This window comes from Gordonia spumicola (assembly GCF_009932475.1).
In the GTDB taxonomy this organism is placed as follows: Bacteria; Actinomycetota; Actinomycetes; order Mycobacteriales; family Mycobacteriaceae; genus Gordonia; species Gordonia spumicola.
Genome location: NZ_BJOV01000005.1, coordinates 1,340,330 through 1,362,465 on the forward strand (window position 1 = coordinate 1,340,330; position 22,136 = coordinate 1,362,465).

Annotated in this window: 19 protein-coding genes and 1 pseudogene; 8 read left to right on the forward strand and 12 right to left on the reverse strand. The window is 68.5% G+C overall.

Annotated elements, in window-relative coordinates; translation table 11 throughout:
* Positions 1-30: 30 nt before the first annotated feature.
* Positions 31-642: a CDP-alcohol phosphatidyltransferase family protein gene (locus GYB83_RS17600; RefSeq protein WP_161896649.1), complete on the reverse strand. Its 612-nt coding sequence runs from the start codon at positions 640-642 to the stop codon at positions 31-33.
* Positions 639-2,933, reverse strand: a complete 2,295-nt coding sequence (gene secA2, locus GYB83_RS17605) for an accessory Sec system translocase SecA2 (protein ID WP_161896650.1) — start codon at positions 2,931-2,933, stop codon at positions 639-641. The genes GYB83_RS17600 and secA2 overlap by 4 nt, the downstream gene beginning before the upstream one ends.
* A 98-nt stretch (positions 2,934-3,031) precedes the next feature.
* Here secA2 and GYB83_RS17610 point away from each other — a divergent pair, with 98 nt between their 5' ends.
* Genes GYB83_RS17610 through GYB83_RS17625 form a run of 4 tightly spaced genes read left to right on the forward strand, consistent with a single transcriptional unit; the run spans position 3,032 to position 6,307 of the window.
* On the forward strand, positions 3,032-3,874 hold the full coding sequence (locus GYB83_RS17610; RefSeq protein ID WP_161896651.1) for an META domain-containing protein: 843 nt from the start codon (positions 3,032-3,034) through the stop codon (positions 3,872-3,874).
* A gap of 31 nt (positions 3,875-3,905) precedes the next feature.
* A complete protein-coding gene (ppk2, locus tag GYB83_RS17615) occupies positions 3,906-4,742 on the forward strand; it encodes a polyphosphate kinase 2 (protein WP_161896652.1) in 837 nt (278 codons plus the stop codon).
* Positions 4,743-4,746: 4 nt separating this feature from the next.
* A complete protein-coding gene (locus GYB83_RS17620; protein WP_161896653.1) occupies positions 4,747-5,997 on the forward strand; it encodes a polysaccharide pyruvyl transferase family protein in 1,251 nt (416 codons plus the stop codon).
* 13 nt (positions 5,998-6,010) lie between these two features.
* Positions 6,011-6,307: a DUF503 domain-containing protein gene (locus GYB83_RS17625; RefSeq protein WP_161896654.1), complete on the forward strand. Its 297-nt coding sequence runs from the start codon at positions 6,011-6,013 to the stop codon at positions 6,305-6,307.
* Here the strand turns inward: GYB83_RS17625 and GYB83_RS17630 are convergent.
* Genes GYB83_RS17630 through GYB83_RS17645 form a run of 4 tightly spaced genes read right to left on the reverse strand, consistent with a single transcriptional unit; the run spans position 6,258 to position 11,207 of the window.
* Positions 6,258-7,667: an MFS transporter gene (locus tag GYB83_RS17630; RefSeq protein WP_161896655.1), complete on the reverse strand. Its 1,410-nt coding sequence runs from the start codon at positions 7,665-7,667 to the stop codon at positions 6,258-6,260. The two genes, GYB83_RS17625 and GYB83_RS17630, sit on opposite strands and share 50 nt — an antisense overlap.
* A gap of 55 nt (positions 7,668-7,722) precedes the next feature.
* Complete coding sequence (locus GYB83_RS17635) at positions 7,723-8,070, reverse strand: VOC family protein (protein ID WP_161896656.1); 348 nt, start codon at positions 8,068-8,070, stop codon at positions 7,723-7,725.
* A 57-nt stretch (positions 8,071-8,127) separates the two neighbouring features.
* The gene (locus GYB83_RS17640) at positions 8,128-8,784 is read right to left on the reverse strand and encodes a hypothetical protein (RefSeq protein WP_161896657.1); all 657 of its coding nucleotides are present in this window, start codon (positions 8,782-8,784) and stop codon (positions 8,128-8,130) included.
* Between the two features lie 50 nt (positions 8,785-8,834).
* Positions 8,835-11,207 (reverse strand): Tex family protein, encoded by a 2,373-nt coding sequence (locus tag GYB83_RS17645; protein WP_161896658.1) that lies wholly within the window; start codon positions 11,205-11,207, stop codon positions 8,835-8,837.
* A gap of 95 nt (positions 11,208-11,302) precedes the next feature.
* Between GYB83_RS17645 and GYB83_RS17650 the strand changes: the two genes are divergently transcribed.
* On the forward strand, positions 11,303-12,487 hold the full coding sequence (locus GYB83_RS17650) for a CaiB/BaiF CoA transferase family protein (protein WP_186349801.1): 1,185 nt from the start codon (positions 11,303-11,305) through the stop codon (positions 12,485-12,487).
* Here GYB83_RS17650 and GYB83_RS17655 read toward each other — a convergent pair.
* From GYB83_RS17655 to GYB83_RS17665, 3 genes and pseudogenes are all read right to left on the reverse strand, one after another.
* Positions 12,436-13,710: an MFS transporter gene (locus GYB83_RS17655; RefSeq protein WP_161896660.1), complete on the reverse strand. Its 1,275-nt coding sequence runs from the start codon at positions 13,708-13,710 to the stop codon at positions 12,436-12,438. The two genes, GYB83_RS17650 and GYB83_RS17655, sit on opposite strands and share 52 nt — an antisense overlap.
* Before the next feature lie 74 nt (positions 13,711-13,784).
* On the reverse strand, positions 13,785-15,095 hold the full coding sequence (locus GYB83_RS17660) for an HNH endonuclease signature motif containing protein (protein WP_161896661.1): 1,311 nt from the start codon (positions 15,093-15,095) through the stop codon (positions 13,785-13,787).
* Between the two features lie 597 nt (positions 15,096-15,692).
* Positions 15,693-15,911, reverse strand: a pseudogene (locus GYB83_RS17665) (transposase); the annotation flags it as partial.
* A gap of 302 nt (positions 15,912-16,213) precedes the next feature.
* Between GYB83_RS17665 and GYB83_RS17670 the strand changes: the two are divergent.
* Positions 16,214-17,263 (forward strand): IS110 family RNA-guided transposase, encoded by a 1,050-nt coding sequence (locus GYB83_RS17670; protein WP_161896662.1) that lies wholly within the window; start codon positions 16,214-16,216, stop codon positions 17,261-17,263.
* Positions 17,264-17,477: 214 nt separating this feature from the next.
* Entirely contained in the window at positions 17,478-18,497 is a 1,020-nt protein-coding gene (locus tag GYB83_RS17675; protein WP_161896663.1) for a zinc-dependent alcohol dehydrogenase family protein, read from the forward strand.
* On the opposite strand, the gene GYB83_RS17680 is transcribed toward GYB83_RS17675, so the two are convergent.
* Positions 18,475-19,272 (reverse strand): ABC transporter ATP-binding protein, encoded by a 798-nt coding sequence (locus GYB83_RS17680; protein ID WP_161896664.1) that lies wholly within the window; start codon positions 19,270-19,272, stop codon positions 18,475-18,477. The genes GYB83_RS17675 and GYB83_RS17680 overlap by 23 nt on opposite strands.
* A complete protein-coding gene (locus GYB83_RS17685; RefSeq protein WP_161896665.1) occupies positions 19,269-19,937 on the reverse strand; it encodes a FadR/GntR family transcriptional regulator in 669 nt (222 codons plus the stop codon). The genes GYB83_RS17680 and GYB83_RS17685 overlap by 4 nt, the downstream gene beginning before the upstream one ends.
* A 162-nt stretch (positions 19,938-20,099) precedes the next feature.
* Here GYB83_RS17685 and GYB83_RS17690 point away from each other — a divergent pair, with 162 nt between their 5' ends.
* Positions 20,100-21,698: a 2-isopropylmalate synthase gene (locus GYB83_RS17690; protein ID WP_228461588.1), complete on the forward strand. Its 1,599-nt coding sequence runs from the start codon at positions 20,100-20,102 to the stop codon at positions 21,696-21,698.
* On the opposite strand, the gene GYB83_RS17695 is transcribed toward GYB83_RS17690, so the two are convergent.
* Positions 21,644-22,102 carry a MarR family winged helix-turn-helix transcriptional regulator gene (locus GYB83_RS17695; protein WP_161896666.1) on the reverse strand — a complete coding sequence of 153 codons (459 nt, stop codon included), beginning with the start codon at positions 22,100-22,102 and terminating at the stop codon, positions 21,644-21,646. The genes GYB83_RS17690 and GYB83_RS17695 overlap by 55 nt on opposite strands.
* Positions 22,103-22,136 lie beyond the last annotated feature (34 nt).

Sequence of the window (22,136 nt, forward strand, 5' to 3'; positions counted from 1 at the left end):
ACGGCGTCGCGGGCGCGGCAGGGACGAAACTCATGCACGAACCGGGGGCATCGTCCGCACGACCGACACCGTCTGGATCCAGTACAGGACCAGCGACCACACGTACAGTGCGACCCCCCAGATCAGGAAGGCCCAGCCGATCGGGTAGGTGATGGTCCCGACGAGCCCGTCGATCTGGCCCGCGAGGAGCCACGGGAACGAGCTCATCAGGGCGAAGGTCGCAGCCTTGCCGATGTACAGGGTCGGCAGCGCGGTGACGCCGCGGGACTTCAACAGCGGGGCCGTCGCGAACAACAGCACGTCGCGCCCGACGATCAGCCCGATCAACCACCACGGCACGAATTCCCGCAGGCCGAAGCAGATCGGGATGACGATCACGTACAGACGGTCGGCCGCCGGGTCGAGCAACGCGCCCAGCTTGGACGACTGGCCGAGCCAGCGCGCGAGCTTGCCGTCGAGCCAGTCCGTGACACCGGAGACGAAGAGCACGACGAACGCCCAGCCGGCCGACTCCTCGACCATGAGGAGCCAGATGAAGACCGGGATCAACGCCAAACGCAGAACGCTGAGCGCGTTCGGGACGGTCCAGACCGCGTCGCTCTTCTCCGGCGGCCCGGCGGCCGTCGACGGCTCGTCGGTCACCGGAAGATGCCCACGATCCCCTGCACCGCCTGCGCGCCCGCGGACGCGAAGTGGTTCTCGTGCACGAGATAGGTCCACGTCATCGTCGAGCGGTGCATGTCGGCGTCGTCGAGGTCGAGGCCGTCCGCGGTGATCGCGGCGGTCGTGAAGGTCTCGCGCGCACCGGCCATCGCCTCGTCGACGAGCTTCGTGAACTCGGCGAAGATCAGCTTGTGGAACTCCTCCAGCGGGCTCTGCTGGCCGAGTGCGCGCAGGTGGATGCTGGCCTGCACGTCGGCGACGTACGCCAGATGGTCGGCCCACGCGCGGTCGAGGTGGAACAGCACGATCTGGCGCGCGACGTCGCCGAGGACCTCGTCGCTCACCGTCTCCGACAGTTCCTCGTACCGCTCGGCCTCGAGCTCCTTGAGATCAGTGAACGCCTTGTCGGTCTTCAGGATCGCCATGCGGCGTCGGACGATCGAGTTGCGCTGCTCGTTGACCTGGGCGTTGAAGTTCCAGGTGTTGGCGTGCAGCTGCAGCATCGCGCCCTCGGCGATCCGCTGGGCCTGCTGCACGATCTCGACGCCGCGCGGACCCATGAGACCGTCGCTGTCGTCGGGATGAAGTTCGCGCAGGTGCGTCTGATTCTTGGTGACGAGCGGATCCTCGAGGCTGGAGAAGAACACCGAGCGACCCGGATCGCCCTGACGTCCGGCGCGGCCGCGAAGCTGATTGTCGAGGCGTTCGGTGTCGTACCGGCCGGTGCCGACCACGCACAGTCCACCGAGCTCGACGACCTCGTCGCGCGCCTCGTCGTCGCCGTCCGAACCGCCGAGGCGGATGTCGGTGCCGCGACCGGCCATCTGTGTCGAGACGGTGACCGCGTCCTTGCGACCGGCCTCGGCGATGATCGCCGCCTCCTCCCGGTCGTTCTTCGCGTTGAGGACGACGGAGGCGATGCCCGCGCGCTCGAGGAAGTAGGCGAGCTCCTCGGACTGCGCGACGTCGTGGGTGCCGATGAGGACCGGCTGACCGGTCTCGTGGACCTCCTTCACGTAGTCGACGACGGCCTCCATCTTGTTGGCCTTGTTGTCGTAGACGCGGTCGGGCTCGTCCTCGCGGACATTCGGCATGTTGGACGGGATCTGCGAGACCCCGAGACCGTAGAACTGGCGGAACTGCTCGCCCGCCGCGATCGCGGTGCCGGTCATGCCGGCGACCGTCGGGTAGCGACCCATGAGCGCCTGCACGGTGATGGTGTCGATCACCTCGCCCGACGCGGTCGGCTTGAGGCCCTCTTTGTACTCGACCGCGGCCTGAACGCCGTCGGGCCAGCGCTGCAGTCGCGCCACACGCCCGCGCGACGCGTTGATCAGGTGGACTCCCCCGTCGCGCACGATGTAGTGGACGTCGCGTTCGAGCAGGTAGTACGCGTACAGCGCGACATTGACGTGCACGAGCGTGGTGCCGACGTGCTCGTCGCCGTAGATGTCGATTCCGCCGAGGGTGTCTTCGACGAAGCGCGCGCCCTCTTCGGTGAGCGACACGTTGCGCCCGTCGGTGTCGACCTCGTAGTGCTTGGACTTCAGGTGCGACACCACTTCGTGGATCGCGGTGTTGGGCGTGTCGGCCTCGGTCGATCCCGCCAGGATCAACGGCACGAGCGCCTCGTCGACGAGCACCGAGTCGGCCTCGTCGACGAGCACCACCTCGGGCTCCGGGGCCACGAGCTCGTCCTCGTGCAGCGCGAGCTGATCGCGGAGCACGTCGAACCCGATCTCGTTGACCGACGCGTACGTGACGTCGCAGGCGTACGCCTCGCGGCGCTCGTCGCGCGTGGAGTGCTCCGAGATCGCACCGACAGTGACACCGAAGACGTCATAGAGCGGACGCATCCACTCGGCGTCACGACCTGCGAGGTAGTCGTTCACCGAGACCACGTGGACGTGCTTGCCGCCGAGCGCGTATCCGATGGCGGCGATCGCACCCGCAAGCGTCTTGCCCTCACCGGTCGCCATCTCGACGACGTCACCGTCGAGCATGCGGAGCGCGCCCTGCAGCTGGACGTCGAACGGCGTCATCGAGACCGCGCGCTCACCCGCCTCACGGATCAACGCGAGGAACTTGGCGCGACCGTCGACGGTGTCGATCTCGAGGTCGGCCGCGGCGTCGGCGAACTCGTCGTCCTTGAGTTCCTTCGCCCACGACTGTTCGTCGTGCGACTTCTCGATCAACGAGATGGACTGCGACTGGTTGCGCGACGCCTGAGCGCCGAGCAGGCGCCACATGGCGTTCGAGAACTTACCCACTAGCTACCTGTTCCTCACGTGGTTCTGGTGTCCGATCGTGATCTACCGTACGCGGCGCGTCCACCGCGGGGCCGGTCCGGCTGAACTACCGTGGCCTCATGGAACACCCACGCGATCGCCGCCATGCCGTTCGAGTCCGACTGCTGCCCGTGCTCGCCCTCGTGGCGGCGGCGTCATTGGCGCTCGCCGCGTGCGGATCGGACTCGTCGGGTTCGACCTCCGACCCGGCCGCCCTCGTCGGCAAGACCTACGTGTCGGACGAGGCGACCGATCGGGTGGTGCCCGGCGGCGGACCGCTCACCGTCGCGTTCGGCGAGAACGGCCAGATCAGCGTGAACGGCGGCTGCAACGGGCAGGGCGGCACCGCCACCTTCGACGGAGACACGATGACCGTCGGGCCGATGGTCGGGACGATGATGGCGTGCCCACCGCCGCACGACACCGTCGACGCGTGGATCACGAAACTGTTCGGCGAACCGCTGACCTGGTCACTCGACAGCCGCACCCTGACGCTCACCCGCGGCGACCAGCGGATCTCCCTCAACGAACGGGTGACCCGCGCGATCGCGGGCACCACGTGGACCGTCACGGCACTGGTCCGCAACGAGGCCGTCGAGAGTTCGGCGGTCCTCGACCGCGTCAAGCCGACCCTCCGTATCGGCGGCGACGGCGTCTTCACCGGCTTCACCGGATGCAATCAGATGCGCTCCGACGCGACGGTGACCGGGTCGGGCAGCGACCAGACCATCAGATTCGGCGCCATCGCGACCACCCGCAAGATGTGCGCACCCGAGGTCACGGACGTCGAACGAGCCGTCCTCGCCGTGCTCGACGGCGACGTCACCGCCGAGGTCGACGGCGACAGTCTGCGCCTGACCAACGTCAAGGATTCGACGATCGGGCTGCGACTCACCGCCACTCCAGCGACCGAAGGCAAGTGAGCACCGCGAGACACACCCTAAGATCGTCGGCATGGCGAAGAATCCGGCACCCGTCCCGGCGAACAAGTTGACGAAGGGCATCTACGAGGCGGAGATGTTCCGCCTACAGACCGAACTGGTCGCCCTGCAGGAGTGGGTCAAAGAGACCGGCGCCCGCGTCGTGGTGATCTTCGAGGGACGTGACGCCGCGGGCAAGGGCGGAGCCATCAAACGCATCACCGAGTACCTGAGCCCGCGCATATGTCGCGTCGAGGCGCTGCCCGCGCCGACCGACAGAGAACGCGGCCAGTGGTACTACCAGCGGTACGTCGAGAAGCTGCCGACGACCGGCGAGATCGTCCTCTTCGATCGCTCCTGGTACAACCGGGCGGGCGTCGAGAAGGTGATGGGATTCTGCACCCCCGAGGAGCACACCCGCTTCCTGAGGCAGACGCCGATCTTCGAGCAGATGCTCATCGACGACGGGATCCTCCTGCGCAAGTACTGGTTCTCGGTGTCCGACGACGAACAGCTCCGCCGTTTCCGCGCGCGCCGCGACGATCCGGTCCGACAGTGGAAGCTGTCGCCGATGGACCTGGAGTCGGTGTACCGCTGGGAGGACTACTCGCGGGCCAAGGACGAGATGATGGTCCATACCGACACGTCGTCGAGCCCGTGGTACGTCGTCGAATCGGATCGGAAGAAGAACGCCAGGCTCAACATGATCTCGCACATGCTGTCGACGATCCCGTACACGCACGTCGAACGGCCTCGGGTGAAGCTGCCGAAGAAGCCGATCGCGACCGGCAGCTATCACCGGCCGCCGCGATCGCTGTCGAAGTTCGTGCCCGACCACGTCGCGACTCTCCTCGGCGACACCGACAACTGACGACATGGCACCCGATCTCTCCGACCTGCGACGGCGCACCCGGTCGGTGCGCGCCAGAGTGCGCTCACGCATCGACTCGGCCGATCTGATCTATCTCGTCACGACCGCGGGATTCCCCAATTACGGCGACGAGCTGATCACCGAGGCGTGGCTCCGGCACATTGCGCGGCGCCGTCCGACGGCCCGCGTCGTCGTCGACTCCCCGCGTCCGGGCCAGGCGTCGCTTCTCCTCGGGCACGCGAACCGGCGAGCCGTCTTCGTCGACACCCTGTGGGAACTCGTCCGCCACGCGAACTCGCCCGACGCGGTCGAGGTGGATCCCGGCGCCCCCTGGGCGTGGGTGTCCGACACGGCGAGCAGGCTCGGAGCATCGCCCCGCAACGACGCCGGGATCGAACTGCTCCTGCGGGCCGGGACGATCCACCTCGTCGGCGGCGGCTACGTCAACGCGGTCTGGCCCCACCACGTGGCGCTGGTGACGGCGATGTCGGCCGTCGCGGCGCAGACCGGCGCACGCACGGTGGCGACGGGCGCGGGCCTCACCCCGGCGGCCCCCGGGGCCGCGGGCGAGGCGCTGCTCGACGCCGCCGCTCGATTCGACGTCCTCGACGTCCGCGACGAACCGTCGTTCGATCTGCTCGCCGGGGCCCCCGGGCTGTCGCGGACCGGCGACGACGCGTGGCTCTCGCCCGCCGTCGCCCGAACACAGCGTCCGCCGTCCGGGTCGGGAGTGGTCTTGTGCGCGCAGAGCGACCTGACCGACGCGTTCGCCTGGGGCGGACTCGCCGGGACCGAGGCGCTCGTGTCGTTCGTCCGCGACACCCTCGACGCATGGGATGTCCCCGGCCGGGACGTGACGGTCGTCGAATGCATCCCGGGACACGACTACACGATCCCGACGATGCTCGGTGACCGCATCGACGGCGCAGCGGTGATCCCGTTCCGGAACCTGTGGCGCGACGGTCTGCCGGTGAACCGAGGGACGTGGCTGTCGACGCGCTATCACCCGCACATGCTGGCCGCCGCCGCGGGCGACTCCGGCGTCGCGATCGCCGCCAGCCCGGACTACTACGCGACCAAACACCAGGCCCTCGTCGACGTCGGATCGCGGTGGACCGTGGTGTCCGGCGGCGCGACCGAACCACCGCCGCGCCCGACCGCCGGCGGATTCGGCGTCGACGCCGTCCGCGCGAACGTGGCGGCGAAGAAGTCCCTCGCGAACAGTCTCTATCCGATCGGGGCACGCGTCAGGTAGAGTCGGCGATCCCATGTGGATCGGTACTCTTGAATTCGACTTCCTTCTCGGCGACGTCCACTCCCTCAAGGAGAAGCGTTCGGTCATCCGCCCGATCGTCGCCGAGATCCGCCGCAAGTACTCCGTCTCCGTCGCGGAGACGGATCATCTCGACCTCCATCGGCGCTCGGGCGTCGGCGTCGCCGTGGTCAGCGCCGACGCCGCGCACGTCACCGAGATGCTCGACACCCTCGAACGGCACGCCGCCTCCCGACCCGAGGTCACGCTCCTGTCGGCTCGACGACGTCTGGTGTCGTCGGACGAGTTGTGACGGAGTCGATCGCATCCGACACCGACTCGGCGTCGGCGCCCGCCCGGTATTCGGCCGACACCGTCCGGTAGACGGGCGTCCGGAACGCGACCGCGGCGGCGAGAACTGTCAGGACGCCCGCGACGAGGAAGATCAGTGCGATCCCGCGCGCCGGACCGGTGCCGAACACTGGCGCGAGCACCCGCGCTCCGTCGCCGTCCGCCCACGGGATGACGATGTTCTCGGCGATCGGGGCCACGATGAACGCCGTCACCGGGGCGGCCGCGGCTTCGAAAGCCCCGGCGAAGCCGAACACACGACCTTGTCGCGGCAGCGGGACGACGCGCTGAATCACGGTCTGCTCGGCCGCTTCGACGGCCGGGAACATCGCCATGAAGAACCAGGCGAGGACGATGCACAGCATGGGAGACGCCCGAAGCGTGATGGCGCCGCCGATCACGCCGGTCACCATCACGGCGATCAGCATCGTCCGCATCGGGTTCGTGCCGAGCCCGAACTTGGCGACCAGGGCGCCGCCGACCATGAAACCGGTCGCGCTGATCGCAAACACGACACCCCACATCTGCACGGAGAACAGTTCGAGCCCGTATGGGTCGAACAGCGCCATGTGGACGCCTCCGACGAAATTGTTGAACGTGGAGAACAGGATCAGCGCGAACAGTCCGGGGACGGCCCGGACCGCGCGGAACGACCCGCGCAGGTCGAAGGCGCCCTCGGCGTCGGACGCGGCCGGTTCGACTTCCTCCGGCAGCGACACGACCATCAGGTGGGCCAGCCCGACCGCCACGAACACGACCGACAACACCACCGTCCACCCCATGCCGAGGAATCCGACGGCGAGGCCGGAGAACACGCTGGTCACCATGAACGCCAGACCCTGCACAGTGCCGACCCACCCGTTGGCGCGGTCCCTGCGGTCGGCGTCGATCAGGATGGTGACCGTGGTCGAGAGCGCCACCGAGCGCATGTTCTCGATCACGGCGCCGACCAACACAAAGATCGCGAACAGCCACAGCCACGGGGAGGTCATGCTCGCCGCGGCGTCGGCGGGCATGCTCGCGAACACGACGCCCGCGAGGACGAACATGACGAGGGTGAACACCGCCGACACTCGCATCACGGTGAGCTTGCGGAACCTGTCGACGACCGTCCCGAATCCGATGCTCGCCATCGCGATGATGAGCATGTAGCCGCCGCCGATCACACCCGTGGCGATCACGTTGCGCGTCTCCAGGTAGATCCAGAAGGTCAACGCGAACCACAAGAAGCTGGTGGTGACGTTGGCGACGGCGGTGTTCAGCAGGATGTGTGCGAAAGTCCGATCACGTTCGCGGCTCGGGCGACGGAGTCCGGTGGTCATAGCAGCGTCAACAGTAGTGTCGTCGGATTCCACCCCTCAACCGAATTTCGGCGCGTCAGTGGTGCGTCGCGACGCAGAACTCGTTGCCCTCCGGATCGGCGAGGACGGTCCAGCTGAACTCGGGCATCGACCGTTCGGCGACGAGGACGGCCCCCGCGTCGACCAGCCTCGTCACCGCTTCCGCTCGATCGGCCACGCCGAAGTCGAAGTGGATCCGATTGCCCTGAGCCGGGTCGTCGACCCTCTGAAAGGCCAGCCCGGTCCGACCCTCACCGAGTGAGACGATGACGAACCAGCCGTCGTTCTCGGCGACGATCTCGCCGTCGAACGCCGCGGCCCACCAACGGGCGAGGCCGAGCGCGTCTGTCGTGTTGATCGTGACGTTGAGCAGGGTGTTCTTCATGGTGTCCACCCTACCCGGACAATCGCACTGATGTTCTACGAATACCGGGGCGATGCGTCAGGGGCGAGCGCTGAAGCCGGTGAACAGAGTCTTCTTCGCCGCCTGATACTCGGTGTTCGACGGATCGGAGGTCTGCATCGTGACCGACGCCGTGGTCCCGCCACCCGACTCGTTCGGCACCGACACGACCAGGACGCTGGCGTCGAGGTCGACGCCGTTCTGCGAGGTCATCGTGTAGTCGAAGACCTGACTGTCGAATCCGCAGGTCGACGACACCGGCTCACGCGTGATCGTGTCGGTCTTCACGACTCGCCGGAGCCCGGCGGCCTGGCGGTCGAACTCCGACTGACCGGTGGTCGGAGACTTCTCGACCGTGATCGTGAAGTTCGGGGCGAACTCGTCCGCGATGAGCGACCTGTTGACCATGATGAGCCGGACGATGTCCGAATCCATCTGACTGAAGCGCTCCCAGCCGTCGATCTTCGGTACCGCGAACCGGGCCTCACCCGGCTTGTGGGTCACCTCGATCGCGTCGGACACGTCCGCACACGGGTGCGCGTCGGCCCCCGATCGTGTCGGTGCGGCCGCGGATGTCGACTGTTCCGACGTCGTGCTCGTCGGCGCCGCGGTCGACGAGTCGTCCGATCCGCACGCCACGAGCACCAGCGGCGCCGCCGCGATGACCAGCCATGCTCCCCGTGTGCGTCGTGTCATGTTCTCTCCCCCTGCGTTCGGCTTACCCGGCGAACTATGCCAGATCCGACTCAACGACCGAAACCGGCGTCCCGGAGCGCTTGCGCCATCGAACCGCTCGCGCTGCCGCCGTCACGGTCGCTCCGGCTCTGACCGCGGTTCTGGCCGCCTGCCCGGTTCTGGCCGCCGCCTCGGTTCTGTCCCCCACGCGGTCTGCCCGACCGAGGCCCGCGACCCTCCGACTTCACGCCCTTGTCACCCGGTTCGTCGTCGAGCCGCAGCGACAGGCCGATGCGCTGGCGGTCGACGTCGACCTCCATCACCTTCACGCGGACCACCTGGCCCGACCGGACGACGTCGTGCGGGTCGGAGACGTATTTGTCCGACATCGCCGACACGTGCACGAGGCCGTCCTGATGGACGCCGATGTCGATGAACGCACCGAATGCGGCGACATTGGTCACGACGCCCTCGAGGACCATGCCGGGCTTGAGGTCGGACACCTTCTCGACGCCGCTCGCGAAGGTCGCGGTCTCGAATGCGGGTCGCGGATCGCGTCCGGGCTTCTCCAACTCGGCGATGATGTCGGTGACGGTCGGGACGCCGAAACGCTCGTCGGCGAACGCCTCCGGCTTGAGCGCGCGCAGCGTGCGCGTGTCGCCGATGATCTCGCCGAGCGGCCGGGCCGCCCCGTCGAGGATCTTGCGGACCACCGGGTACGACTCCGGGTGCACGCCGGACGCGTCGAGCGGGTCGACACCGCCTCGGATGCGGAGGAAGCCCGCGCACTGTTCGAACGCCTTCGGACCCAGCCGCGGGACGTCCAGGAGCGCCTTGCGACTGGCGAACGCGCCCACCTCGTCGCGGTGCGCGACGATCGCGTTCGCCAGCCCCGGAGTCACGCCCGACACCCGGGCGAGAAGCGGGGCCGACGCGGTGTTCAGGTCGACGCCGACCGCGTTCACCGCGTCCTCGACGACGGCGTCGAGGCTGCGGGCCAGGGTCGCCGGGGCGACGTCGTGCTGGTACTGGCCGACGCCGATCGACTTCGGGTCGATCTTGACGAGTTCGGCGAGCGGATCCTGCAGCCTGCGTGCGATCGAGACGGCTCCACGCAGCGACACGTCGAGCTGCGGCAGTTCCTGCGAGGCGTACTCCGACGCCGAGTACACCGATGCTCCCGCCTCGCTGACCACGGCCTTCGCCGGGGCCCGTCCGCCGCTCTTCGCGATCTCGGCGACGAGTTCGGCGGCCAGCGCGTCGGTCTCGCGGGACGCGGTTCCGTTTCCGATCGCGATCAGCTCGACGTCGTGACGCAGGACGAGCGCGGCGAGTTCGGCCTTCGCACGGTCCCACTGCTTCTGCGGCTGGTGCGGGAACACCGCGGTCGTGTCGACGACTTTGCCGGTCGCGTCGACGACGGCCACCTTCACACCGGTCCGGAAGCCGGGGTCGAGGCCGAGGGTCGCGCGCGTGCCTGCGGGCGCGGCGAGCAGCAGGTCCTTCAAGTTGGTCGCGAACACCGCGACCGCCTGCTCCTCCGCGCGCTGGCGGAGCCGCATGCGCGCCTCGATCGTCGCGGTGATCATCAGCTTGGTGCGCCACGCCCACCGGACGGTGCCCGCCAGCCAGGTGGACGCGCCGCCCGGGGTCGACGTGTCGACGCCGAGGGTCTGCGCGACGAGCGCCTGGTACGGCTCGTCCTCGCCGCCGTCGAAGGTCAGCGACAACGCTTCCTCCTTCTCGCCGCGCAGGACGGCGAGGACACGGTGGGACGGCATCGCGTCGAGGGACTCGGCGAAGTCGAAGTAGTCGCGGAACTTCTGGGCGGCCGCGGCGGCCTCGGCCCCCGTGCGCACCTCGGTCCGCAGACGGCCCTCCGCCCAGAAGCGGGTCCGGACCGCGCCGACGAGTTCGGCGTCCTCGGAAGCCCGCTCGATCAGGATGTGACGCGCGCCGTCAAGAGCCGCCGCGGCGTCGGCGACGTCTCCGGTCACGTACTCGGCCGCCGCTTCGTCGGGGATCAGCGTCGGGTCGGCGAGCAGCGCGTCGGCCAGCGGTTCGAGACCTGCTTCGCGGGCGATCTGCGCCTTGGTGCGACGCTTGGGCTTGTACGGCAGGTAGATGTCCTCGACGCGCGCCTTGGTGTCGGCGCTCAGCAGGGCGGCACGGAGCTCGTCGGTCAGCTTGCCCTGCTCCTCGATGGACGCGATGACCGCCGCCCGACGCTCGTCGAGTTCACGCAGGTAGCGGAGGCGTTCGTCGAGCAGTCGGAGCTGGGCGTCGTCGAGGCTGCCGGTCGCCTCCTTGCGGTAGCGGGCGATGAACGGGACCGTCGACCCGCCGTCGAGCAGGGCGACGGCCGCGGCCACCCGGCCCTCGGCGACCCCGAGCTCTCGGGCGATTCGGGTGTTCACGGACTCGACGCGCACAGTGTTGCTCACTCGGAGCAGGCTACCGAAACGCCTCGCCCCGACGTCGACGGGATGCTCGAGCGGGAATGACCGGCACTCCCGGCACGTCGTCTAGCCTGTGCTTCATGTCGGAACTCCCCCTCGATGGCGTGACGGTGGTGTCGTTGGAGCAGGCCGTCGCCGCTCCCCTCGCGACCCGCCACCTCGCCGATCTCGGAGCCAGGGTCATCAAACTCGAGCGCATCGGCGAAGGCGACTTCGCCCGCAACTACGACACCGCCGTCGACGGCATGGCGAGTCATTTCGTCTGGCTCAATCGCGGCAAGGAGTCGATCGCCCTCGACCTCAAGTCCGTCGACGGCGTCGCGATCGCGCGTGAGCTGATCGCCCGCGCCGACGTCTTCGTGCAGAACTCGGCTCCGGGGGCGGCGGCACGGCTCGGGCTCGACCCGGCTCGGCTGGCGCAGGACCACCCCGCGCTCGTCGCCGCGAGCATCACCGGTTACGGCGACGCAGGCCCGCTCCGCGACCGCAAGGCCTACGACCTCCTGATTCAGGCGGAGACCGGCCTGGTGTCGTTGACCGGGAGTCCGGACGAGCCGGCCAAGACCGGGGTCCCGGTGTCGGACATCGCCGCGGGCATGTACCTCGCGCAGTCGATCCTGGCGGCGTTGCTGCGGCGCGGAAGAACCGGTCGCGGCGGGATCGTGGACGTGTCGATGTTCGACGCGACGGCCGAATGGATCGGGCACCCGATGTACGTCCAGATGCACACCGGTCGGCAGACTCCGCGCCACGGACTCGGCCACGCCGCGATCGTCCCGTACGACTCGTTCCCAACCGTCGACGGCAGGCTCCTGATCGGCGTCCAGAACGACCGCGGCTGGCGCACCCTGATGGCCGACGTCTTCGGTCGACCCGACGTCGCCGACGACCCCCGGTTCGTCACCAACACCGACCGCGTCGCGCATCGACCGGAATGCGACGCCGCGGTGGCCGCGGAGACGGCCCGGTTCAGCGCCGCCGAGCTCGCATCCCGGCTCGACGCCGCCGGGGTGCCGTCGGCCGTCCTCAACGATGTGGCCGGTCTCGTCGACCATCCTCAACTGGCCGAGCGCGACCGCTGGCGTACCGTCGGGACGCCGGTCGGGCCGGTGCGGGCCCTGCTGCCGCCGATGGGTCTGCGCGGCGTCGAACTGGCAATGGGCGACGTGCCCGCCCTCGGCGAGCACAGTAGGGCCCTGCTGACCGAGCTCGGCTACCCGGCGACGACGTCCGAGGAGTTGATCGCCGCCGGCGTCGTCGGCTGATCGAGAGCGGGCCTGACGACTCGTGTCACCACCACGACCACCAGGACGATCAGCAGCGCCTGAATCACCGCGCCGCCGACGAGCGGCGCTCGCGGGCCGAGCCACTCGGCGAGCAGGCCGAGCAGCGGGGACCCGATCGGGGTGCCGCCCATCAGGACGGTCATGTAGAGCGCCATCACGCGACCGCGGACCTGCGGGTCGACGCTGGTCTGCACGTACATGTTCGTCGAGGTCAAGGTGACCAGCGCCGACAGCCCGACGAACGGAAGCGCCACCGCGTAGAGGTGATACGTCGGGGCCAGGCCGGACACGCCGATGAGCAGCGCGAAGACCAGGGACGAGCAGACGACGAACCGCAGGCTCGGCGCCGCCTTGCGGCGCGCGGCCAGGAGCGCGCCGAACAGCGAGCCGATCCCCATCACCGAGCCCAGCACGCCGTAGGTCTGGGCGCCGAGTCCGAATTCGTTGCGAGCCATCAGCGCATTCGTCATCTGGAAGTTCATGCCGAACGTGCCGACCGCGAACCCGACGCCCAATGCGATCAGCAGGTCGGCCCGGCGTGCGACGTACCGGAAACCCTCGCGAACCTGTCCCTTCGCGCGGGGAAGCGGCTCACTGCGGACGAGCTTGCTCTCGTCGAGCATCGCCAACGCCACCAGGAACGCCAGGTAGCTGACACCGTTGGTGAGGATCGCCCATCCGCTGCCGAAGGCCGCGATGATCAGGCCCGCGACACCGGGGCCGATGAGGCGGGCGGCGTTGAACGCCGAACTGTTCAGTCCGATCGCGTTGGTCAGACGGTCCGCCCCGACCATCTCTGACACGAACGCCTGTCGGGCGGGCACGTCGAGCGCCGATCCGATGCCGAACACGAACGCCAACGCGTAGACGTGGAGCGTGGTCGCGTCACCGACGACGGCGAGGACGCCGAGGATCAGCGCCGACACGGCCATCCACGACTGCGTCGCCATCAGGAGGCGACGCTTGTCGAAGCGGTCGGCCAACAGCCCGCCGACGGGTGAGAGCAGGAGCGCGGGCAGGAACTGCAGGGCGGTCGTGATGCCTACGGCGACGGCCGATCCACCGGACAGCTGCAGGACCAGCCAGTCCTGGGCGACGCGCTGCACCCAGGTGCCGATGTTCGACACGAAGGCCCCGGTCACGTATGTCCGGAAGTTGGGTACGGCGAGGGAGGCGAACGTCGTCGATCTCCCGCGTCTCACTCGCTGCACACTCCTTGTCGTCTGATCAGCGGAACACAGCCAGCCATCGGAGTATTCCCGGACGGTGCCCCCTCTCACGCCGCCGCGTCGGCGTGAGAGGTCAACGTCCTACGGGCGTGCGACCGGATCGGCTGCGAACTTCCCGGTTCGATGAACCACGGGTGACCGTCGTCCCCGAGGACCACCTGCCACCCGCTGTTGTGCAGCAACGTGTGATGCATCCGGCACAACAGCACCCCGTTCCTGACCGACGTGTCGCCGCCCTCTGCCCAGGGGACGATGTGGTGCGCGTCGGTCCACGAGACCGGCCGGCCGCACCCCGGGAAGGCACACCCGCAGTCCCTGGCAGCCAGGGCCTTCCGTATCCCCGGAGTCATCAACCTGTGCTCCCGACCCACATCCAGCGGGACACCCTCACCGTCCACCACGACCGCAGAGACCGCTGACGAGCACAACGCGAGCCCGACCGTCGCCGACCCAACAGGACCGGTGAACCCGAGCCGAGCGACCCCGTCACCTGGAGTTCCGGTGGTGGGCACTATGAGCGATACGTGCGGCAGGATGCCGCCGCTCGTCGGGCGTTCCGATCCCGCGAGGTAGGTCCGGACGATCTGTCCGAGCGCGTCGGCTCGCCGCTGGGCGGTGGACCGCGGGTCCCGTGACCCGTCGGGTTGCGGCACCGGCCGCATCAGCGGGTCGAGCGCCGCGGAGAGTTCTTCCCCGGTCAGCGCATCGAGGCTGATCGAGGAGACTGTGCGGCCCTCGTCGTCGGAGGTCAGGGTCATCTCGTTCAACTCCGAGTTCTCCGACGCCGCAATAGCATCCGGATCGTCCGATTGAGCCGCAAGACGAATCCCCTCGGCCTTCGCGGCCGCCTTCACCTCACCCGGCGTGGAGTTGAGCAGCAGCTTGCGCGCCAGAGTCTGCTTCTCCGCGTTGTCGAGCGGGACACGCTTGTCGACAGCTGCGACACCCCGCCCGACCTCGTCGGCCATCTCCGGCGACAGGTAGCCGTCCCGCATCCCTCGGGCCACCGAGTCGAGCCTCTCGGCGTGGCGGCCATTGCGAACAGTACGGTGCGCGACGGCCGGGGCGACGCCGATCTCCACCAACAACGACGGCATCGACAATCGTTTGCGGACCGGGATCCCGACCCGATCGGCGGCCCTGACCAACAACGCCTGAGCGCCGGCCAGGACGTTCTGGGCCCGAGCGACCTCGACTATCGCCGACAGGATCTCGGCGTCGTCGACCCCTACCCGTGAGGCCCGATCGAGAAGGCACGCCAGGCGAGGTGAGTCTCCGGACTCGGCCTCGGCGGCGGTGGCTGGTGCGAGTTCATCGACCACGTGGTCAGTGAACTCGCGGACAGTGGTTGCAAACATGGTTTCCCCCTCCATGAGCTGCGGATAGAGCAGTAGAGCACGACCCATCGACCCGCGGCTCCGCGGTGTCGGTGGGCGACGGTACGGTCACACCAAGTGCCGGAATTGCCTGGTGCCGGGTGCCGCCCCGGCTGCGCTGCAGTCCACCGCCTGCCTGGTACCCCCTGTGGGGTCCGGTGGTTCGGTTCGCCCAGACTGGGCGCTATCGAATTGTCAAAGGACGTGCAGCTCCTCGCGCTACCGAGGAACTACGTTCATGATATGGATCACCTCTGACAAAAACGTATGTTCGATGTGTAGTCCGAACGGATGAATCGTTCCGGGGGGTAAGTCTCTGCAGGCACGCTGCGCGCGCCTGCCTCTCGACTGCACCCGGGAAGCCGGGGAGACCCGTGCGGAACTGTCACCAGCCGCTTTGGGTAGTCGCCACCTGTCTGTTCGTCGCGCGCAGTCGAGACGCGGACGTGTCCGACCCGCCGGATAGTGTCTGTCTGGTGATCACGGGTGAGTTGAAGTCGAAGATCGACGGGTAAGTCCCAGGGAGTGGCGGGGTTCGGGACGCCCGATCGACGAGGTGACCGATCGCTTCGTTCACCCGAAGCCGACTGAGTAGGAGAGGCGTCGGCGGGTGAGGAAGTCGACGAAGGCGTGGATGCCGCCGGCGGAGTCGGTGCGGATCAAGATCGACTTGCCCGGCCGTGACCCGATGTCGGGGATCTGGTCGAGGATCAGCGTGGTGAGGGTGATGCGGTCGGCGGCGGTGTTGGCGCCGGCGTTGCCGGGCCGCAGGATCGCCGCGAAGGCCTCCCCGGTGCCGTCTGTGCTGACTGTGAGGATGGATCTACCACCACAACGAAATGCCTGCAGGATCGGTGTCGCGGTGGTGGGCTGTAGCTGACGATCCTCGGATGTGACCCTTGCTCTGACTGGCTCCGTGCCTTCGACGGGACTTGTCCATTCGGGGATTGTCGGCACCGGCCCGGTCGGAGCGACTGGCCTGATCAGGAGCTTGACCGACCGCCGTGTAGCAGCACCGCGATCGTGTCCCATCACAGTCCCGCCGTGACTCCTCCCGGACCGGAACCACCTGTTGGTCCCACCGGATATGGAGGAACGCAATGACCAGTCTGACGGAAATCGTGGACGTCGTCATCGGAGTCGACACACACGTCGACACCCACACCGCCGCCGCGGTGCACGCACGCACCGGAGCGGTGCTCGATCAGCTCACCGTCGCCACCACCGTCGACGGCTACCAACAACTGCTCGACTTCGCCGACGGGCGCTGGCAGCTGCGGGCCTGGGCGATCGAAGGCACCGGCGGCCACGGCGCCGGACTAACCCGGACGCTGGTCGCTCGTGAGGAACTGGTGATCGAACTCGACCGCCCCGAACGAGCGCACCGACGGCACGGGGCGAAGTCCGACCCGTTGGACGCGATCCGCGCCGCCCGCGAGGCCCTGTCCCGACCCGAGTTGGGAACCCCTCGTGCGGCCGGTGACCGGCAGGCGTTGTCGGTGCTGCTCGCGGCCCGCCGCTCGGCAGTCGACGGCTACACCGTGGCAATGCGGCAACTGTTCAGCCTGGTCATCGCCGCCCCCGAACCACTCCGCGACGCCCTGCGCGGACACCCACTACCGGAGATGGTGACGATCGCCGCCAAGCTCCGCACCCGATCCAGCTGGGACACCGAAACCACCACCACCGCAACAGTGCTCAAGACATTGGCTCGTCGAGTGCAGGGTCTGCGGAAGGAAGCCGACGAGCACGAAAAGCAGATCCTGAGCATCGTCAAATCCTGGCGGCCGGATCTCCTCACGCAACTCGGCGTCGGTCCGATCGTCGCCGCCACCGTGCTCTGCGCGTGGTCGCACCCCGGCCGAGTCCGATCCGAAGCCGCGTTCGCGATGCTCGCCGGCGTCGCGCCGATCCCCGCCAACAGTGGGCAGGTCACCACCCGCTACCGGCTCAACAGGCACGGCGACAGACAGCTCAACCGCGCCCTGCACACCGTCGTCCTGTCCCGACAACGCTACGACCAGAGCACCCGCGACTACACCGCCCGCCGCACCGCCCAAGGAAAGACACCACGCGAGATCAAACGCTGCCTCAAGCGCTACATCGCCCGCGACCTCTACCGCCTACTCGAGCACCCCACGATTGCTTGACATCCATAGGAGCGTCCGATCATGTCCGGCGGCACCGTCTGCGGCCAGGAATCTGCGGATAGAACACGATAGAGTTCTTCACCAGAAGGTGCTCCTCCCCCCTGCTCGCGATTATCGTTCGCAATAACAATCATTGCAGGTCAGAGCATATTTATTCATGAAATCAGCACGTCAGACGCATTCAGCGATGAAAGCCCGAGGCTAGGGTGGAGTGATGCGCGCAGTGATCATGAATGCCCCCGGCCAGGTGTCCGTCGTCGATCGACCCGATCCACGGATCGAAGAGCCGACCGACGCGATCATCCGCCTGGCCGCGACGTGCGTCTGCGGGTCGGACCTGTGGCCGTACCGCGGAGCCAACGACGTGCACGACGCACCGATGGGACACGAGTACGTCGGCTACGTCGAAGAGGTCGGGTCCGCGGTGACGACGGTGAAGCCGGGCGACTTCGTCGTCGGTTCGTTCATGGCGTCGGACAACACGTGCGAGATCTGTCGGGCCGGCTACCAGTCGCGATGCGTCCAGGTCCACGGTATGGGCGGCATCGGCACACAGGCCGAGTACGCGCGCATCCCGCTCGCCGACGGCACGCTCGTCGCCACGCCGGACCGCCCGGACGCCGACCTCGTCCCGTCGTACCTCGCGGCGTCGGACGTGCTCGGCACCGGGTGGTTCGCGGCGGTCGCGGCCGACGTGAAGCCGGGGTCGACGGTCGCGGTGGTGGGCGACGGCGCGGTCGGACTCCTCGGCGTGCTCGCCGCCAAGGAGTTGGGCGCCGAGCGGATCATCGCGATGAGCCGCCACGCCGACCGGCAGTCGCTGGCGCGCGAGTTCGGAGCCACCGACATCGTCGCCGAACGCGGCAAGGAGGGCGTCGCCGCGATCAAGGAGATGACCGGCGGGCTCGGCGCCCACTCGGTGATCGAGGCCGTCGGCACACAGGAGTCGATGATGCAGGCAGTCCGGTCGACGCGGCCGGGCGGCCACGTCGGGTTCGTCGGCGTGTCGCACGGTGTCGAACTGCCCGGCGACAAGCTGTTCTACTCGACGATCCACCTGCACGGCGGTCCGGCTCCGGTCCGCCGCTTCCTCCCCGACCTGATGGACCGCATCGCTCGCCGCACCATCGACCCAGGCAAGGTGTTCGACCTGACGCTCCCCCTCGAGCAGGCGGCCGACGCGTACCGGGCGATGGACGAGCGGACCGCGATCAAGGTGCTTCTGCAGCCCTGACCGCACGCGCCGACCATCGGCCGCCGTCGTGTCCGACGGCGATCGGGTGCTCGAATGCGCGCGTGATGATCTCGCTGGTGACCACGTCTCCGACCGGTCCGGAAGCGACCTCCGATCCGTGCGCGATGACGAGGGCGTGACTTGTCGTCTCGGGCAGCTCCTCCAGATGGTGCGTGACGAGGATCGACGCCACCTCGGGCGACGTGTGCGCCAGCGAGTCGATGGTCTCCAGGAGTTGTTCGCGGGCGGCGACGTCGAGTCCGGTCGTCGGCTCGTCGAGCAGCAGCAGTTCGGGGGAGCCCGCGAGTGCGCGGGCGACGAGCGCCCTGCCTCGTTCGCCCTGCGACATGGTCGGCCAGACGCTCTCGGCGCGGTCGTGCAAGCCGACCTCGTCGATCAGGGCGTGCGCGCGAGCGATCTCGTCGGCGGTCGGCGTCCAGCGCATCGGCATGTCGATGGTGCCGGTGACGCCGGTGAGCACGACCTCGACCACGCTCAGCGGCGACCGCAGCGGATGCCGGGGATTCACGTGCCCGATGTGCCGCCGCAACTCCTGCATGTCGACTCGGCCGAGGCGTTTGCCGAGGACGTCGACGGTGCCGGTGGTCGGATGCGTCTGCGCCGCGCAGAAGCCGACGATCGTCGTCTTGCCCGCACCGTTGGGGCCGAGGAGCGCCCAGTGCTCGCCCGTGCGGACGGTGAGGTCGATGCCGTGCAGGATCTCGCGACCGTCGCGTCGGAACGTGACGGCGGAGAGGTTGAGGACGTCGGTCATGACAGTGTCTCCTTCAAAGCTGTGAGGTGATTCCGGCTGACCGTCGCCGCGTCGGTCGATCGACGATGCGCGATCGCCTCGACCAGTTCGGCGTGCGCGTCGTGGTCGGCGGCCGACCCGAACGTTCCGTGCAGGCGCAGGAGGTCGGTCATCGACTCCCGCATGCGCGGCGTCGAGAGGTCGTAGAGCTCGGTCAAGATCGGGTTGGCCGCGGCGACGACGACCGCCCGGTGGAACGCCAGGTCGGCGTCGACGTGCCCGTCGACGTCGCCGACGGCGTCGGCGCGGGCCGCGAGGGCCCGGCGAATCGCACGCAGGTCCGCCGGGGTCCGCCGCTGCGCCGCCAGCGCCGCGGCCTCGGTCTCGATCGCGATGCGCGCCTCGATGACCGAGACGATCGACGCCCGCCGCATCGTCTCGCCGTGGTCCGCGGGCACGTCGAGAGCCTGGACGAACACCCCCGATCCCTGCCGGGTGGAGAGCACTCCCCGACCAGCCAGTTGCCGAATCGCCTCGCGGACGGTCGACCTGCCGACACCCAGTTGGGCGGCGAGGGTCGTCTCGCCGGGGAGACGCGCCCCGAGCGTCCACTCCCCGTCGCGGATCCGCGTGAGCAGGACCTGCGCCGCCTGGTCGGCGAGCGGCGTCCTCGTGACCTTCTGCACCGCATCACTCCTCTGCTTGTCTGACAACTTTGTGTTAGATTCTACCCATGCGCTTCGAACTCCTCCTTCTCCGCCACGGCGAGTCCTGATCCACCAGACCGGCGACTCTCCGTGGGATGCGGCACGCCGGTCTGAGTTGGAGTCACCCAGGAAGAGCTCATCATGAATCGTCAACAACCCTCCGGCATGCCGTCGCACCGCTACCGAGACGTGTTCTCGCGCGTCGACGTCCCGCTCACCGACCGCAGCTGGCCGTCCAACCGCATCACCGAGGCTCCCCTGTGGGTGCCGGTGGACCTCCGGGACGGCAACCAGGCGCTGCCCGAACCGATGAACCCCGCACGCAAGCTGGCGTTCTTCGAGTTGATGGTCGAGATCGGGTACAAGGAGATCGAAGTCGGGTACCCGTCGGCGTCCGCTGCCGACTTCGACTTCGTCCGACTGCTCGCCGAACAGCGGCTGATCCCCGACGACGTCACGATCGTCGTGTTCACTCCGGCACGACGCGACCTCATCGAACGCACCGTCGCGTCCGTCGCAGAGATCGCCACCGACGTGGTGATCCACATGTACACGGCGACCGCTCCGACCTGGCGCGACGTCGTGCTGCGCCGCGACGTCGCCGATCTGAGCGACCTCATCGCCCGCGGCGGCCGCGACGTCCTCGAACTCTGCGGCGGCGCGGACAATGTCCGCTTCGAGTTCTCACCCGAGGTGTTCAACCTGACCGAACCCGACGTGGTGCTCGACATCTGCGACGCGATGACCACGCTGTGGGACGCCACACCCGACCGGCCTGTCATCCTCAACCTGCCGGCGACCGTCGAGGTCGCCACGCCGAACGTGTACGCCGATCAGATCGAGTACATGCACCGGAACCTCGCGCGGCGCGAGTCGGTGATCCTGTCCGTCCACCCGCACAACGACCGCGGAACCGGTGTCGCGTGCGCGGAACTCGCCGTCCTGGCCGGCGCGCAGCGGGTCGAGGGCTGCGTGTTCGGCAACGGCGAACGGACCGGCAACGTCGACATCGCGACGCTCGCCCTGAATCTGCACGCACAGGGCGTCGACCCGATGATCGACTTCTCCGACATCGACCGGATTCGGCGGGTCGTCGAACACGCGACCGGCATCGAGATCCATCCGCGACACCCGTACGTCGGAGACCTCGTGCACACGGCGTTCAGCGGAACGCACCAGGACGCGATCCGGAAGGGCTTCGCGGCGCGGCGCGAACAGGCCGACGACGACGCGCCGTGGACGGTCCCCTACCTGCCGATCGACCCGGCCGACATCGGACGCTCGTACGACGCGGTGATCCGAGTGAACTCGCAGTCCGGCAAGGGCGGCATCGCCCACCTGCTCGAATCGGAGTTCGGCGTGCGGCTGCCGCGCCGACTCGAGATCGCCTTCGCGTCGGTGGTCCAGGAGCGCACGGATCACGCGGGCGGAGAGGTCGGCGCATCGGACCTGTGGACGATGTTCGTCGACGCGTTCGTCCGCGACGTGGACGACGCACAGGTCGTCGAGGTCGACGTGATCGGCAGCCATACGACCACGGTGACCGTCGACGGCGTCGCACGGAGTGTCGGCCTGATCGAGTGGTCGACGGGCGGTCGGACCCGGTGGGCCGCCGGGATCGGTGACACCGAACCGCGTGCCGAGGCGGCTGCCGCGCGGTCGGCCGCCGCGATCGCGCGCGAGTGTCAGCGTTCGGAGTCGAGCACCCTGTCGTACGCGTCGTTGAACGCCTTGAGCTGAGCGAGGAGGCCGTCGGGAGTGCCCGGCGCGAGGTCCGAGAACACCCGGTCCAGGCGCGTGACCCGAAGGAGGCCGTCGTGCTCGAAGGCGCGGCGGCCTTCGTCGGTCGGGCGGTGCAGACGGCTCACTCGGCCGGGGACCTCGTACCGCTCCACATAGCCGCGCTTGATCGCGGCGTTCACCTGGCGGTTGACCGTCGACTGCTCGAGGTCGAGCGCATCGGTCAGCTCGCGGAGGGTGCGATCCCGCCCGTCGGACAGCTGCCAGAGGATCGCGAACGCTGACGAGTCGAGCACCGCCCCCTCGTACTCGTCGCTCCGCCTCTTCCGCATGCGCAGGAACTCCTCGACGAGCCCGCGATACACCGGCGACGACCAGATCGAGTCGTCATCGTCCGACAGCACGTGCGGGCCCCTTCCTGAGTTCGCGCCCGTGGCG

What these genes read in the sequence shown, in the direction of transcription:
- GYB83_RS17610 (WP_161896651.1), top strand. Translation starts at nt 3,032, where the DNA reads ATGGAACACCCACGCGATCGCCGCCATGCCGTTCGAGTCCGACTGCTG.
- ppk2 (WP_161896652.1), top strand. Translation starts at nt 3,906, where the DNA reads ATGGCGAAGAATCCGGCACCCGTCCCGGCGAACAAGTTGACGAAGGGC.
- GYB83_RS17620 (WP_161896653.1), top strand. Translation starts at nt 4,747, where the DNA reads ATGGCACCCGATCTCTCCGACCTGCGACGGCGCACCCGGTCGGTGCGC.
- GYB83_RS17625 (WP_161896654.1), top strand. Translation starts at nt 6,011, where the DNA reads ATGTGGATCGGTACTCTTGAATTCGACTTCCTTCTCGGCGACGTCCAC.
- GYB83_RS17630 (WP_161896655.1), bottom strand. Translation starts at nt 7,667, where the DNA reads ATGACCACCGGACTCCGTCGCCCGAGCCGCGAACGTGATCGGACTTTC.
- GYB83_RS17635 (WP_161896656.1), bottom strand. Translation starts at nt 8,070, where the DNA reads ATGAAGAACACCCTGCTCAACGTCACGATCAACACGACAGACGCGCTC.
- GYB83_RS17640 (WP_161896657.1), bottom strand. Translation starts at nt 8,784, where the DNA reads ATGACACGACGCACACGGGGAGCATGGCTGGTCATCGCGGCGGCGCCG.
- GYB83_RS17650 (WP_186349801.1), top strand. Translation starts at nt 11,303, where the DNA reads ATGTCGGAACTCCCCCTCGATGGCGTGACGGTGGTGTCGTTGGAGCAG.
- GYB83_RS17660 (WP_161896661.1), bottom strand. Translation starts at nt 15,095, where the DNA reads ATGTTTGCAACCACTGTCCGCGAGTTCACTGACCACGTGGTCGATGAA.
- GYB83_RS17670 (WP_161896662.1), top strand. Translation starts at nt 16,214, where the DNA reads ATGACCAGTCTGACGGAAATCGTGGACGTCGTCATCGGAGTCGACACA.
- GYB83_RS17675 (WP_161896663.1), top strand. Translation starts at nt 17,478, where the DNA reads ATGCGCGCAGTGATCATGAATGCCCCCGGCCAGGTGTCCGTCGTCGAT.
- GYB83_RS17680 (WP_161896664.1), bottom strand. Translation starts at nt 19,272, where the DNA reads ATGACCGACGTCCTCAACCTCTCCGCCGTCACGTTCCGACGCGACGGT.
- GYB83_RS17690 (WP_228461588.1), top strand. Translation starts at nt 20,100, where the DNA reads ATGAATCGTCAACAACCCTCCGGCATGCCGTCGCACCGCTACCGAGAC.